This window comes from Algoriphagus antarcticus, from assembly GCF_002150685.1.
GTDB classification, from domain to species: domain Bacteria; phylum Bacteroidota; class Bacteroidia; order Cytophagales; family Cyclobacteriaceae; genus Algoriphagus; species Algoriphagus antarcticus.
Genome location: NZ_MSSW01000077.1, coordinates 1 through 14230, shown reverse-complemented (window position 1 = coordinate 14230; position 14230 = coordinate 1). Strand labels below are relative to the sequence as shown.

General features: G+C 40.9%; 11 protein-coding genes. 5 read left to right on the top strand and 6 right to left on the bottom strand.

What is annotated here, in order from left to right; translation table 11 throughout:
* The 3 genes from BVH04_RS21620 to BVH04_RS21610 all read left to right on the top strand — a co-directional run bounded on the left by BVH04_RS21620 (position 1) and on the right by BVH04_RS21610 (position 2945).
* A complete protein-coding gene (locus tag BVH04_RS21620; protein ID WP_086543544.1) occupies positions 1 to 1044 on the top strand; it encodes a 6-bladed beta-propeller in 1044 nt (347 codons plus the stop codon).
* 100 nt (positions 1045 to 1144) lie between these two features.
* On the top strand, positions 1145 to 1525 hold the full coding sequence (locus tag BVH04_RS21615) for a VOC family protein (protein ID WP_086543543.1): 381 nt from the start codon (positions 1145 to 1147) through the stop codon (positions 1523 to 1525).
* Between the two features lie 112 nt (positions 1526 to 1637).
* Positions 1638 to 2945, top strand: coding sequence for a sensor histidine kinase (locus BVH04_RS21610; RefSeq protein ID WP_086543542.1), 1308 nt, complete (start codon positions 1638 to 1640; stop codon positions 2943 to 2945).
* Here BVH04_RS21610 and BVH04_RS21605 read toward each other — a convergent pair.
* The 6 genes from BVH04_RS21605 to BVH04_RS21580 all read right to left on the bottom strand — a co-directional run bounded on the left by BVH04_RS21605 (position 2942) and on the right by BVH04_RS21580 (position 10366).
* Positions 2942 to 3502 carry a LutC/YkgG family protein gene (locus BVH04_RS21605; RefSeq protein ID WP_086543566.1) on the bottom strand — a complete coding sequence of 187 codons (561 nt, stop codon included), beginning with the start codon at positions 3500 to 3502 and terminating at the stop codon, positions 2942 to 2944. The genes BVH04_RS21610 and BVH04_RS21605 overlap by 4 nt on opposite strands.
* Before the next feature lie 82 nt (positions 3503 to 3584).
* Positions 3585 to 4949: a lactate utilization protein B gene (locus tag BVH04_RS21600; RefSeq protein WP_086543541.1), complete on the bottom strand. Its 1365-nt coding sequence runs from the start codon at positions 4947 to 4949 to the stop codon at positions 3585 to 3587.
* On the bottom strand, positions 4946 to 5704 hold the full coding sequence (locus tag BVH04_RS21595; RefSeq protein WP_086543540.1) for a (Fe-S)-binding protein: 759 nt from the start codon (positions 5702 to 5704) through the stop codon (positions 4946 to 4948). Before BVH04_RS21595 ends, BVH04_RS21600 begins: the two co-directional genes overlap by 4 nt.
* Positions 5705 to 5807: 103 nt before the next feature.
* Positions 5808 to 7142: an FGGY-family carbohydrate kinase gene (locus BVH04_RS21590; RefSeq protein WP_086543539.1), complete on the bottom strand. Its 1335-nt coding sequence runs from the start codon at positions 7140 to 7142 to the stop codon at positions 5808 to 5810.
* Between the two features lie 10 nt (positions 7143 to 7152).
* Positions 7153 to 8187, bottom strand: a complete 1035-nt coding sequence (locus tag BVH04_RS21585; RefSeq protein ID WP_086543538.1) for a GntR family transcriptional regulator — start codon at positions 8185 to 8187, stop codon at positions 7153 to 7155.
* 58 nt (positions 8188 to 8245) lie between these two features.
* A complete protein-coding gene (locus BVH04_RS21580; RefSeq protein ID WP_086543537.1) occupies positions 8246 to 10366 on the bottom strand; it encodes a bifunctional aldolase/short-chain dehydrogenase in 2121 nt (706 codons plus the stop codon).
* An 807-nt stretch (positions 10367 to 11173) separates the two neighbouring features.
* Here BVH04_RS21580 and BVH04_RS21575 point away from each other — a divergent pair.
* Together BVH04_RS21575 and BVH04_RS21570 are read left to right on the top strand one after the other, a co-directional pair.
* A complete protein-coding gene (locus tag BVH04_RS21575) occupies positions 11174 to 12448 on the top strand; it encodes a TIM barrel protein (RefSeq protein ID WP_086543536.1) in 1275 nt (424 codons plus the stop codon).
* A gap of 28 nt (positions 12449 to 12476) precedes the next feature.
* Complete coding sequence (locus tag BVH04_RS21570; RefSeq protein ID WP_086543535.1) at positions 12477 to 13949, top strand: arylsulfatase; 1473 nt, start codon at positions 12477 to 12479, stop codon at positions 13947 to 13949.
* The last annotated feature ends 281 nt before the right edge of the window (positions 13950 to 14230 follow it).

The following is a 14230-nucleotide window of genomic DNA, read 5'->3' as shown; positions in this document are numbered from 1 at the left end:
ATGAACTCTGATCGACGAAAATTTATCCAAAATACCTCCCTGATGGGACTCGCTATGTCTATTTCACCTTCTTTTTCTTTTGCTCAAAACCGTGATGAAGTTATAGGTCACGGAGATTTTCAATATCAGGTTGACCAGAAATGGGGTATGCTTGACCCTTCCAAAGTACCTGTGAATAACTGTCACGAGATGGTGATGGATCGCAAAGGAAGGATGATCATGGTCACTGATGAACCTAAAAACAATGTCATTGTCTACGATCAATCCGGGAAGTTTCTTAGTGCATGGACACTTGGAATGGATCGTGCGCATGGCCTGACCTTAGTGGATGAAGGCGATGCGGAATATCTATGGATCTCTGATAATGCAGGTAGAGTAGTGAAAACGACACTGGAGGGGACGATAGTGGCTGAAATAGCTACTCCGGTAAAAGAAGGAATATACACTGAGAAAATGTCCTATGTGCCTACAGAGACTACAGTCGCGCCTAATGGAGATTTGTATGTGGCGGATGGCTACGGCTCCCAGTTTTTTTTACACTATGACAAAGACGGAAAGTTCGTTCGGAAATTCGGTGGTAGTGGATCAGGTGATGCGCAGTTCAGCACCGCACATGGTATCACGGTGGATCAGCGTGGCGGTAAAGCTCCCACCTTGCTTTGTACTTCGCGAGGCCATAATTCTTTCAAGCGATTTACCATGGATGGGGAATACATAGAGACTATATTTTTGCCAGGTGCATTTGTGTGCCGTCCGGTTATTCATGGAGATAATCTATATGCTGGGGTATGCTGGTCGAGACTTAGGTATTTAGAGCAAACGCCGGATTCAGGATTTGTGACTATTTTGGATAAAGACAATAAGGTGGTTTCTAATCCTGGGGGTACAGCCCCAGAATATAGAAATGGAGATCTTCAGTTGATGGTACAGTCAGAAGCGATCTTCAAGCATTGTCATGATGTGTGCATAGATCAGGATGAAAATATCTATGTGTGTCAGTGGAATGCAGGGAAAACTTATCCGATTAAGCTTATCAGAGTTTAGTATATTCCTGTGGTTTACTAATGGTAGGTGATTTGAAGTCTATTAAATTTTGAAATCTTTCAATCCGCGACAGCGGACAAATTTTTAAAATTATTGAATTATGAAAAAGATAACTGTAGGCTGGTTTGAAATACCGGTAAATGACTTGGGAAGAGCGATTTCTTTTTACCAGAAGGTTTTTGATTGTTCGCTTCAACAGATCGACATGGGGGAATTCCAGATGGCATTGTTCCCGGGTGAAGGTGAAGGAAAAGGCGCTGAGGGAAGCTTGGTTTCTCACAAGGATTTTTATGAGACAAGTAATTTAGCAGGGACACTGATCTATTTTTCTTCCGATGACGTATCTATCGAGCTGGCAAAAGTGGAAGAGGCTGGAGGAACTATACAGATACCCAAAAAGATGATTTCGCCCGAAAATGGTTATATGGGTGTTTTTTTGGATTCTGAAGGTAATCGAATAGCTCTTCATTCTATGAAGTAACCTTTCTTCAAATTGGCCTTATAAATTTTTTTTGTCACAATTTTAGTGTAATGGGATTAGCCTATACACTGAAATTTATAATTTACAATTCAACTTAGTTTAGAAAATTTTTATGCTGCTTACTAAAGGTTTATTGCTTTCCGAGGAGAATATTACAAATCTAGAGTATATCCAAAGGAAAATTGCGATGATATTTGCACTTTTAGCTTTTGCTCTATTATTGGTATTAGTGATTTCAGATGTGATTCTTGGAATGTCTCCCGTGATAATTTGGGTTAAAATTGGACTTGCACTCCCTTTTTTGGCTGCCTATTTTCTAGTTTCCAAGTATGGTAAAGCGCAAATTACTCTTAATGTGCTGCTGCTGCTCACCCATGTAGTAATCTGTTTCAATTTTCTATATAATGACGGAAGTGACGGCCCTACTATCTATGTTTTTTTCTTGATGCTGGTCCTATATTCCTTGATGATTCAGGGTTGGCTCAAGGTTTTGTGGTTTGTATGTTCTCTCTCTATGTTTTTCGTGCTTTTCTATGCAGAAGCATATGGGTATATAGAAGTAGAAAATTTTTATGAAGGGATTCAAAATCAGTTTTTAGATCACACATTCGCTATACTTTGGATAAGTGTTTTCGTGTTTACGGTGCTTCATTTTTTTACCAAAAGCTACCAAAACCTCAATCATTTACTCTACACCATAAAGCAGCGACAAGATCAAACTTTGGAAGAAGTGAAAATGCTAAATGATCAAAAGAATAAATTAATAGCAATTCTTTCTCACGATCTCAAAAACCCCATTGGCATGCTTCATACCACGCTGGGACTTGTGGAGAAAGATGCTTTTGAACCGGGCGAAATGGAGCTAATTCTTAGCAATTTGAAAGGTCAAACCTACCATTTGAATAAAGTACTAAACAATACGCTGACCTGGGTGATGACCGAATTGGAGGATACACCTATCAAACTTTATCAGATTAGCTTGACAGAGCTGACGGAGGAAATGAAAGATATGATGCTGGTTCAGGCAATAGAGAAAAATCAGACTATTGAGGTTTCAATCGAAGGAGAGGATCTTGATATTTCATTAGAAATCAATGAGATAAGGATCATTTTAAAAAACTTGTTGGATAATGCTATCAAATTTTCTCCTCTGAATTCCATAATTAATTTAGATCTTAAGATATTCAAAGATAAATTAAGTTGGTCGGTCTGTAATAAGGGAGCAACTATTTCACCGGCAGATCAAAAAGTGCTATTTTCTTTCCGGGCTAGAACCTCTTATGGCACCAAGAAAGAAAAGGGCACAGGGGTTGGTTTGCCACTGTGCAAAAGAATTGCAGACAAAATCAAATATGATCTGGTCTATTCCACCTCTGAGGATCAGCGAAATTGTTTTACATTGACCAAAAAATTGAGCTAAAGAATCACTACTCTTAAGCTCATAGCGCCATGTGCACCGATCACTAAAGACTGCTCAATATCGGCAGTTTTGGAAGGACCAGCGATAAATACTCCAAAGCCGGATTTCGTCATTCCGATTCGCTCGTAAGCTTCGTGCATATTCCCTACGATATTTTCTTTCCTGATCACGATCACCAAATGTGCTGTGATGAAAGGAATAGCTCTCAAATCCAGATTACTTTCATCCAGCCAAATTGCTGCATTCTCAGCAGAAGCAACTTGCCCTTCGATAATTGCCAAATCCAAATCTGCAAAACCGGCAGGATGCAGCGGTAATTGACAATTGGTAAATTTCTCAAATGTAAGGGAAGAGCTATAGATTTTTGGAAATTCAGATTCTGCAATCAGCTGCTCCAATTCTTCCTTGCTAACCACAGTGCCTTTATTGCCATTCAAAGAATTAGTGTAAGTTTCTACAAGATCAGTAGCAACAGCGAAATCAGGGATATCTGGGAGTGGTTTCTCTTCGAGGTTAAGTCCTTTGATCGCTGCCAATATGGATACTTTGCTGCTCATTTTCATGTGTTTATAATTTGATTTTCAAAGGCCACATGGAATCTCGCATACATTATAATCATCCTAGCGTGTGACTTTGGAGTCATGCTCGATTTCTATTCTTTTTGTACCAGTCTTTGAATGATTCTGTTGGTAGTTCCGGTAGATTTCTGCCTTTTCCCCATACATTCAGTGGATTGTATATGATGCTGTCTGGCAATGTCTTCAAAGAGGCACGCATCAGTTGCCCAGAAATCTTATAGGCTAGTGGACTTGTGAATATACCATCTGCCAATTTCATCGAAAGTCCTTTCAGAGAAGATCCTTGTGCCTTGGTGATTTCCTGTCTCCATTCGTACAGTTGTTCGTGAATGTTGATTTTCACAGGACATACGTCAGAGCAGCTACCGCAAAGTGTGGAGGCAAAAGGTAATGTACTGTATTTCTTCAGATCGATTCCCGGAGAAAGTATGGATCCTATTGGACCAGGGACGGTGCTTCCGTAGCTGAATCCACCACTTCGGCGGTAGATAGGGCAAGTATTCATACAGGCTCCACAGCGTATGCATTTCAGGGAATTTCTGAATTTCTCTCTGCCGAGTTGCTTGGTTCGGCCATTATTTACCAGGATCAGGTGAAGTTCCTTGCCTGGAGATGGACTTCGGAAATGCGAGTTGTAATTTGTGATGGACTGACCAGTAGCTGATCTAGCAAGAAGCCTAAGGAAAACTCCTAGGTCTTTTCTTCTTGGAATCAGCTTCTCTATTCCCATGCAGGCAATATGTGTATCTGCCAGATGAACGCCCATATCGGCATTGCCTTCATTGGTACAAATGACAAACTCACCCGTTTCTGCAACCGCGAAGTTTACACCTGTGATTGCTACTTTGGCTTGTAGGAATTTTTCACGTAGATGCAAGCGTGCTGCATGGGTAAGGTACACCGGGTCAATATTCCCTTTTTCGGTATGAAGTCTTTCATGGAAAATGGCTGAGATATCAGACTTTTTTAAGTGAATAGCCGGCATCACGATATGGCTTGGTGGTTGCTTGAGAAACTGAATGATCCGCTCTCCCAAATCTGTATCTACCACATCAATGCCTTGTTCCTCCAAAAATGGGTTCAAATGACACTCTTCCGTGAGGATAGATTTGCTCTTGACTACATCCTTGCAATTCTTTTCTTCAAGTATTTTTCCGATGATCTGATTATGCTCTGCTGCGTTTTCTGCCCAGTGGACTTTTATGCCATTGGCAGTGGCATTTTTCTCTAATTCTTCGAGATAGAAATCCAGTTTGGAAAGGGTATGATCCTTGATTTGGGAAGCCAGTTCACGCAGCTCTTCCCATTCAGGGATTTGATGGATGGTTGCGTCCCGCTTTTCGCGTACGATCCAAAGTGTTTCATCATGCCATTTTGCACGAGCTACATCCTTTAGAAATACCGTCGCATTCTCTGGATGATTCATGAGATGACTTGGTTTAAGATTTCTGCAAAATGCATGAGTTGAACATTGTTTTTTTCTCGGGTGGCGATTCCCTGCATGTGCATGATACAGGACATGTCGCCGCCAACGATGATTTCTACACCTTTTTCCATATGATCTGCGATTCGGTCTTTACCCATTTGCACGGAGATAGCTTCTTCGCTTACTGCGAAAGTTCCGCCGAATCCACAGCACTCGTCTTTTCTGGTCAACTCCACTACTTCCAATCCTTCCAAATCTTTCATCAGCTGAAGAGTTTTGTTGAATTTGGGTTCATTTAGTTCGGAATCACTTGCGAGCCTGAGCCCGCGAAGTCCATGACAGGAAGCATGGAAGCCGATTTTGTGAGGGAAACTACCTTTGATCGAATCAACTTTCAGAACGTCGGTGATAAATTCACTGAGTTCGTAAATATTGGATTGTACGTGTTCTTGGTTTATCTGGAGCTTATCTATTGTAGGTGAATGATCTTTTACATGCAAAACGCAGCTGCCAGATGGGGCTACGATGTAGTCAAATCCTGCAAAATCACGGATGAATTTGGATGTAGTTCCCGCAGTATCTGCTTCGAAACCCGCATTGGACATCGGCTGACCACAGCAGGTTTGATTCAGTGGATAAGTGACTTTGCAGCCTAGTTTTTCCAGTAATTCTAAAGTTGCTATCGCTACATTTGGATAAAACTGATCAATGTAGCAGGGGATAAACAGGCCGATATGCGGGGTGTCTTTTTTCATGTGTTTATAATTGATTTTTATAGGTTACATGGAATCTCGTATGGAGAATCGTCATCGCTTTATGTAATTCCTGTGATATGCTCGATTTCATTGGTATTGTAAATTAAGCCATCTGTTCCATTGATACCAGCATGGCTGCGCCTAATGCAGAGCCATTCGGGAAATCACTTGGAATGATCGTTAATTCCGGGAGTTTTTTGCGCAGCATCTCTACAAAGATGTCGTTGGCGTTGAAGCCACCGTCTATGAACAGTCTGCCTACTGGCGCATTGTCCAAGACAAGTTTGATAGCTGCAAATTGAAGATCCGTGAGCTCATGGATAAAGGTGTAATACGCTTCATTGAACTCCGAAAAACGCGACCAGTCATTTTCAATGGCTTGATCTAAACCATAATCGTCCGGCTTTAGGTATTGAAAATGAATTCGTTTGCCTTTATGATCTCTTACTCTTTCAAAAAGAGTCTCACTGAATTTTAGTTTCTTGTAGGTTCCAAGGGGCATCTGGAAGTGTTCATACAGCTTTTCTACTTGGTATTTGTGTTCTTCTCCGATGAATAATCTCGAGATTTTGATAGGATCTCCTTGAATGCTAAGAAACTGTAGGCAATCTCGCTTGAGCTCCTTTTTGGTGAGCTTGGTTTTGTTGAAGGGATTGATACAGATCGCCCAAGTGCCGGTAGAAAGCAGGGCAAAAGGCTCCGTTTCTTGTTTGATATATGGCAATAGAGCCGAGGAGGAATCATGTACACCTATGCCACAAGGAATATTTCCAAGCTCGGGCTTGGTCTTCAAAAGAGTATTTCCCGGAACAATTGGAGGGAGGAGCTTGCGGATTTCCTCTCTATTCACCCACTCATGATAGTCGTTTGCCTCATAGTCCCAAAGCCCCGTATGACATCCGATACTGGTGTAATCAGAGACCATTTCACCGGTGAAAAGGAAACTTAGATACTGGGGAAAATGAAATGAATGCTTTATTTTTTTGAAGAAATCCGGTTTGGCGTATTTGATGAAGTACAGCTGCAAGCCCGAATTGAGCATAGCTAATGGGGGAGAGGAAGTGGCTTGGCAAAAGGTCATTTTCCCTCCGTTTTCTTCATAAAACCTACTTAAAAGATCTTCTGGGAAAGGCTTGAGGTAATCATAAAGAGGCGTGGCAGGAACACCATTCTCATCTGTATGCACGAAAGAAGCTCCATGACAGGAAAAATTCAGCCGCATGATCTGATAATCCGGAGATTTCAGGGCTTCCTTAAAGGTCCTCAGCATCCATTCTTCCAGCGGAGCCAGAGGTTCACTTGGGAAATTGTCTTCGTCTGGGATTTCATCTAGACGTATATAGGAACTGTGTACTTCGGTTAAATTTTCATCAAAAAGAAAGAACTTCTTGTTAGTCTTGCCTATATCAAAAACAGCCGTTACTGGGATTTTACTCATAGCTACGCTGTCAAAGCGATTTTCGGATGATCATTTTGAACGGACTTTTAAGTGGGATTTTATCCTCTACTCCTAATATTTGATTTGCGATCGTGGTACCCATTTCTACAAAGTCAGTGGAGATAGTGGTGATTCCTTCTGCCAAAATCTCCTTCAGAGGAGTCTCGTTGTACGAGATTAGTCCTATGTCTTTCCCAAGTTGGAGGGATTGTTCACGGGATTTTTTTACAATATTGGCAAGGTCGGTCTCTGCCAAAACGATGAATGAATCGCCTTCATAAAGTTGTTCATCGTCGATTCCATCTAGGATCAAGTTGTTGAAATTGTGGAAAAAGCAAAAACGCTTAAAACCGTCAATGATCTCAACTGGGTACATGTCTCCTTTCGGGAAAACCAGAATCAATCTCGTGTATTTCCTCAAGTGGGTAATACCTGACTCCAATGCCTCAAGAATATCTCTGGCAAAATCCTGATAAACTCCCGGGAATTCGTTTTCATGATCTTTCACGTCACGATCCATTATCAGGAGTTTATCTTTAGGAATTTGTTGAATCAAGTCATAGCAGGTTTCCGGATGGTTATTCTCATCGAAGAAATGCGGTGCTAAGACATAGTAATTGTAGAGCCCCAGATTTCTCTCCAAAAGGTTTTCGAAGATCGTGCGATTGTAATGGTGGATTTGTAGATCTACCGTCGCTTGATTTCCTAAAGTGTCTACTATGGAATAATAGATGATCTTCTTATAAGAGCTCAGCTTATTGAAAATCAATAACACCTTTACCTTGTTAGCCATATTAGTAGAATTCACGTAGAAGCCTTTACCTCTCACAGAAGTGATGATGCCACGATCCCGCAGTTCATTGTAAGCTTTTTCTACCGTGTCACGCGAGAGTAGAAAGTCAAAACTCGTTTCATTGATAGAAGGGATCCTATCACCGATTTTGAGCTTACCTCTATCTAGATCATCGAGAATGAGATTGACTACTTGCATATACTTAGGAGTTCGCGAATCCGTATGGATCTTTTCCGATTTGTCAACTAACATAGCATTTTGGGTTATTGTTGGGGGTACTAAGGGTAATCGAGGTTTATTAATTAATATTTTATCTTGGGAATGCAGCAGCTAGTCCGCCATCAACATTCAGCATATTTCCAGTTGTTTTACCTAGCTGACCACTTACGAACACGAATGCTGCGTTTGCGATGTCGCTGGTTTTTACACTTTCTTTCAATAAGGTACGATTTGCATAGTACTGAGGCAAGTCTTTTACTTCAATCCCATAGGCTTTAGCGCGATTTTCGCCCCATCCACCTTCCCAGATGTTTGAGTTTTCGATTACCGCATCAGGATTCACCACGTTGACTTTGATTTTATCTTCAGCCAATTCAGCAGCCATTAATCTGGACATGTGAAGTTGTGCTGCTTTGGCAGTACCGTAAGCCACATTTTTCGGCCCGGCTACCAAGCCATTTTTACTTGCAATGTTTACAATATCTCCACCATGGCCTTGAAGCTTCATGATTTTGACTCCAGCTTTGGAGATGTGATATTGACCCATCACCAAGATATCATTCAGTCTGTCCCAGTCTTGGTCTGTATGATCTTCGAAAGACTTGCTGATAGAGATTCCGGCATTATTTACCATGATATCCACTCCGCCAAATTGCAGGCAAGTAGCTTCCATTGCTGCTTCTAGACTTTTCCCATCAGTCACATCTAGTTTCACTGCTAAGAATGCGTCTTTTCCATATTTCTTCAAAAGTGCGTCACTAGTCTGCTGCAGTCTGTCTCCGTCAATGTCTGTGACCACTACGCAGGCACCTTCTTGAATATATTTCTCTACGATAGCCAAACCGATTCCGCCAGCACTTCCAGTGACCAACGCTACCTTTCTAGAAAGTGGTTGCTCTTTAGGCATTCTCTGAAGTTTTGCTTCTTCAAGTAACCAATACTCAATATTGAATGCTTCCTGAAGCGGCAATGAAACGTATTTAGAAACAGCTTCAGCACCACGCATTACATTGATTGCATTGATGTAGAATTCACTTGCGACTCGGCTAGTTTGCTTATTTTTTGCGTAGCTAAACATTCCAACTCCTGGCCAAATGAGGATTACCGGATTTGGATCGCGCATCGCAGGACTATTTGGATGCTTATGTGTCCCGTAATAATCCGCGTACATTTCTCTATAGCTCTGGAAAGCTGATTCGAGTTTTTCCTTTAAAGCAGCCAGATCAGAAAGATCTGCATCCGCGGCGATGTCCATTACCAAAGGAGAAATTTTTGTTCTCAAGAAGTGATCAGGACAGCTGGTTCCCATAGGAGCCAATTTACCCAAGTCATGACTGTTGATAAATTGAAGCACTTCTGGAGCATCGGTGAAGGTGCCAACCATTAGATTTTCTGAGGAGGCAAGACCTCTTAACAGAGGAGCAAGTTTAGCTGCTTGACTTTTTCTCTTTTCAGGAGCTAGAGATTGTACTTTTTCTCCTCCGAAAACAGGGCGTTTTTTGCCGTAATTCTGAGCTAGGTATTCAGAAGCAGTTTCAATTACTTCCAAGCTGTTGAGATAGCATTCGAAAGCAGTATCGCCCCAAGTGAAGAGTCCATGTCCACCGAGCATGATGCCACGGATTCCAGGATTATCGTCAAGTGCCTGCTTTAGTTGTAGACCAAGATCAAAACCTGGTTTTTGCCATGGCACCCAAGCGATCTGACCGTTCCAGAGATCCTGTGTGATCTGCTCTCCATCTTTAGCTGCAGCTATAGCAATGGCAGCATCTGGGTGAAGGTGATCTATGTGCTTGAATGGCAGGAAAGAGTGCAATGGAGTATCAATAGAAGGCGCTTTAGACTTAAGGTCGTAGATACAGTGATTGAAAAGCTCAACCATTTCGTCTTCAAATTCCAAACCTCTGTAGATTCCTTTCAAAGCGCGAAGCTTGTCCACATAAAGACCTGCCAAGCCAGCTTTTGTCAAGGTTCCAATGTCTCCACCAGAGCCTTTTACCCACATCACTTCCACCTGCTCATTGGTTAAAGGATCTGCTTCGTAAGTTTTGCAGCTGGTGTTTCCGCCACCGTAATTGGTGATTCTCAGATCGGCTCCAAGTATATTTGAACGGTAAATAAGAAGATCAACTTCTTTGCCCTCAAGTTTGGATGCTACTGCATCATCCCAGAGGTAACTTACATGCTTAAAGTTTTGTGTTGTTATGCTCATTGCGTTTCGCAGATTGTTCTGATAGTGAATATGGGTGAAAAGATTGCCTCAGGTATCCTGTGCTGTCTTGAAGACCTAAAGTTTTTTATCGATTTTTTAGATTGATAATGGTTGTAATATTTTGATATTTTAAATAAAGTATTCAAGATGATTTGTTGGAAAGTATTTTATAGAATTTAATTTTGTTTGGGTCCATAAAATAGCAGAGTGGCAAAGATTACTTCCACAAGCTTGAGGTTTTGAAAATTCTGAGAGATCCAGAAAACTTTTTCACGACTGTAATCTAAAAAGTAATAATTAGAATGCATAAAGGTTACTTATGTTAGTGACCACCGAGAATACAATCTAAATGCTTGTGCAATTCATTATTTGTAATCTCGCAACTGGAGAAATTCCTCTAAATGTTGCTTAAGTGGTTTTTAGATGGATGTTATTTTTTGGTTATCAATTTGTTTGAATTAGCCTTGGGGTACACTCTTCTAGTCAGTTGTCTAAACTAGTTGATTTGGAATAATCCAGTTTTATCATATATTATTCGTAAGGAATTTTCCTCATCATAAAAGCATTGAAACGTAAAATAATGGCTTCAATTTACGTTTAGAGTTCTTTTCCGAGTTGATTTAACGGGAAATTGAAAGGTATCTTCAAAGCTTTTATTTCTTTCTCCTTTAGATGAGGTTGACACTGGGTTATATATTTTAAGATTCTGGGATGTCACTTACTGGAAGTTTAATGTACCTCAAAGTCCTTATTTGAAGCCCTTTTTTTAACCAAATCGAGTAATTACACAACAGCAACTCAATCAGAATGAAAATCACAGAAGACCAAATAGCTTCATTTTCTTACACAGACTTTCATGTTAGTTCCCTAGATCTTTTGCGTGAGCGATTCTCAAAACAAAATATTGATTTTGAGCATGTCATCCATAAGATTCAGGCGTTTCAGATAGCTATTCCCAGTGCAGCTTTGGGAAATGGCAGAGCGAGTAATAAGCGATCAAGAACAGGTGGAGGGCCGAGAAATCTTAATGAAAAGTTAGAAGATATAGGATTGTTGCAACAGTTGACTTGCAAGACAAATTCTGTGTCTGTCTATATTCCATGGGATTTGCCAGAGGATTATATGGAAGTAAAGGATTTGGCAAAAGAGCTAAATCTTGACTTCGACACGATGAACAGCACCAGTTCGCAGGATAAAAACCAAAAGGAATACGCCAAATTGGGATCCTTAGGCAACCCTAATAAAACTATTCGTGAAGAAGCCATCGCTCATAATGAGGATGTGATCAACATAGGTGAAAAACTTGGGAGCAAAGGGTTGACAGTTTGGATGGCTGATGGGAGTAATTTCCCAGGGCAGTCCAATTTCAGAAGTTCACTCAATTGGACGGAGGAATCACTTCGTGAAATCTACGAATTCATGCCTTCAGATTGGGGTATGATGCTGGAATACAAGCCTTACGAACCGAATTGTTACCATACCGTAGTTCCGGATTGGGGGACATCTTCTATGCTTGCCAAGAGATTGGGTTCACGGGCAAAGGTACTAGTGGATCTTGGAAATCACTTGCCGAAAACAAATATTGAGCAAATCGTAGCTACACTGATGTATCAAAACCTGCTCGCTGGCTTTCATTTTAATGATAGTAAATATGGTGATGACGATCTGAATCCAAGTAGTATCAAGCCTTATCAGTTATTTTTGATTTTTTGTGAGTTAATCAGTGGCGACCAAGATGAAGCTCAAGCCTGGGATAATATTTCTTGGATGATTGATGCAAGTTACAATACGCAAGATCCTTTGGTCGATTTAATTCAAGCATTGGAATCAATAGCTATTGCTTACGCAAAAGCACTTCTGGTAGATAGGAAGAAACTTCATGAATGCCAGCAGAACGGGGAAGGATCACTAGCACAGGAAATTTTACAAATGGCTTATTTGACAGATGTGAGGCCTTTAGTGTGTGAAGCTAGAGTTATGGCTGGAGGAGCAGCAGAACCTTTGGAGGCGTATAGAATTTTGATGATTCGTAATAAATTGGTTCATGAGCGCGGAAGGAAATCTTATAATTCAATTTTTTAGCCAGAAGTAAATCTTATTATCTTAGGGCATGTTGAAACGCTACGCTTTACCCCATGCCTTACTTTTTCTCACTTCTTTACTAGTGTTTACAGCTTGTAGTACCAAAGCGGAAAATAAAGTAAACGAAGAAAAAAAGACTAACATTATTTTTATCCTCGCAGATGACCTGGGTTATGGGGATCTGGGTTTTTTGGGTCAACAATACATAGAAACTCCAAATATCGACCGGCTTGCCAAAGAAGGTATGTTTTTTACAAATCATTATTCTGGAGCCACCGTCTGTGCACCATCTAGATCAGCATTTTTGACAGGCTTGCATACTGGACATACGCCGATTAGAGGTAACAAAGAAGTAAAGCCTGAAGGTCAGTTCCCCATGCCGGATTCTATTCCTACAGTTGCCATGGTGATGGAACGTGCAGGTTATAAAACCGGTGCTTTTGGGAAATGGGGTTTGGGTTTTATAGGCACTACCGGAGATCCTGGTCAGCAAGGTTTTGAGCAATTCTATGGCTACAACTGCCAGCGATATGCGCATAGATATTACCCAGCCCATCTATGGCACAACAGTGAAAAAATTATTCTGGAAGGAAATGGATGGATGGAGAAAACAGTTTTTGCTCCTGATGTCATTCAGAAAGAGACTATTTCATTTATAGAAAGCAACAAGGATAAGCCCTTCTTCCTCTTTATGCCTATTGTATTGCCTCATGCGGAACTGGCAGCACCTGACGATGAGATTTTTCAAAAATACAGAGCCAAATTTGCTGATGAAAAGCCGTTTCCAGTTAGAGAAGGATCTGAATATGGTCCTGACCTTAATATTGCCGCCTATCAGTCACAGCCTTATCCACATGCTGCTTTTGCGGCAATGGTGGAGCGGATCGATGTATATTTAGGAGAGGTGTTGGCAAAATTAGACGAGTTGGGATTGTCTGAAAATACCTTGATCATTTTTGCTTCGGATAACGGTGCTCATCAAGAAGGCGGTGCTGATCCGGACTTTTTCAATAGTAACGGGCCGTATCGAGGACATAAACGAGACTTATACGAAGGTGGTGTACGTACACCTATGATTGCTTGGTGGCCTGGTAAGATTAAAGCTGGTTCACAGAGTGATCACATCTCAGCATTCTGGGATTTGCTGCCGACTTTTGCTGACGTAGCTGGCGCAAAAGTGCCTAATAACATTGATGGGATTTCATTCTTGCCTGCGTTATTGGATCAAAAGGATCAGCGGGAGCACGAATTTTTGTATTGGGAATTTCATGAGCAAGGCGGTAAACAAGCTGTGAGACAGGGGAAATGGAAGGCCGTGAAGCTTCAGATTTTTGGTAATGATAAGCCAACGATTGAGCTCTATGATCTAAGTGTTGATGTGAGTGAGGAGAATAATATTGCAGCAGAACACCCTGGGAAAGTAAAGGAACTGGAAGGATTAATGAATTCTGCCCATACTCCAAATTCTATTTTTGGTTTATTGCCTTCAGAACGCAAATGAGAAAAACACTAGGGTAAAATGAGAAAAGGCGAAGAAAAATCCCCGCCTTTTCGAACCAATCTATTTACTGTAATATTTTTGAATATTTGAATATAATTAAGTGATAGAAATCGAGTGTCCTTCTCTGTCCTGTTTTAGTCTTATCTATTCATAATATTATTACTTGAGTACAATTTAAAAGAAGATAAATTAAATAGTCTCTATATACGCTATTCTGCCAGTAAGCGAATTCTCTTTGGTCAATGGGTTGGAAGACCGATGACCGAAGACCGGAGTAAACC

Bases quoted from the DNA above. Each gene is read 5' to 3' on its own strand.
- BVH04_RS21605 (WP_086543566.1), bottom strand. From the start codon at position 3,502: ATGAGCAGCAAAGTATCCATATTGGCAGCGATCAAAGGACTTAACCTC.
- BVH04_RS21590 (WP_086543539.1), bottom strand. From the start codon at position 7,142: ATGAGTAAAATCCCAGTAACGGCTGTTTTTGATATAGGCAAGACTAAC.
- BVH04_RS21575 (WP_086543536.1), top strand. From the start codon at position 11,174: ATGAAAATCACAGAAGACCAAATAGCTTCATTTTCTTACACAGACTTT.
- BVH04_RS21620 (WP_086543544.1), top strand. From the start codon at position 1: ATGAACTCTGATCGACGAAAATTTATCCAAAATACCTCCCTGATGGGA.
- BVH04_RS21610 (WP_086543542.1), top strand. From the start codon at position 1,638: ATGCTGCTTACTAAAGGTTTATTGCTTTCCGAGGAGAATATTACAAAT.
- BVH04_RS21580 (WP_086543537.1), bottom strand. From the start codon at position 10,366: ATGAGCATAACAACACAAAACTTTAAGCATGTAAGTTACCTCTGGGAT.
- BVH04_RS21570 (WP_086543535.1), top strand. From the start codon at position 12,477: ATGTTGAAACGCTACGCTTTACCCCATGCCTTACTTTTTCTCACTTCT.
- BVH04_RS21615 (WP_086543543.1), top strand. From the start codon at position 1,145: ATGAAAAAGATAACTGTAGGCTGGTTTGAAATACCGGTAAATGACTTG.
- BVH04_RS21595 (WP_086543540.1), bottom strand. From the start codon at position 5,704: ATGAAAAAAGACACCCCGCATATCGGCCTGTTTATCCCCTGCTACATT.
- BVH04_RS21600 (WP_086543541.1), bottom strand. From the start codon at position 4,949: ATGAATCATCCAGAGAATGCGACGGTATTTCTAAAGGATGTAGCTCGT.
- BVH04_RS21585 (WP_086543538.1), bottom strand. From the start codon at position 8,187: ATGTTAGTTGACAAATCGGAAAAGATCCATACGGATTCGCGAACTCCT.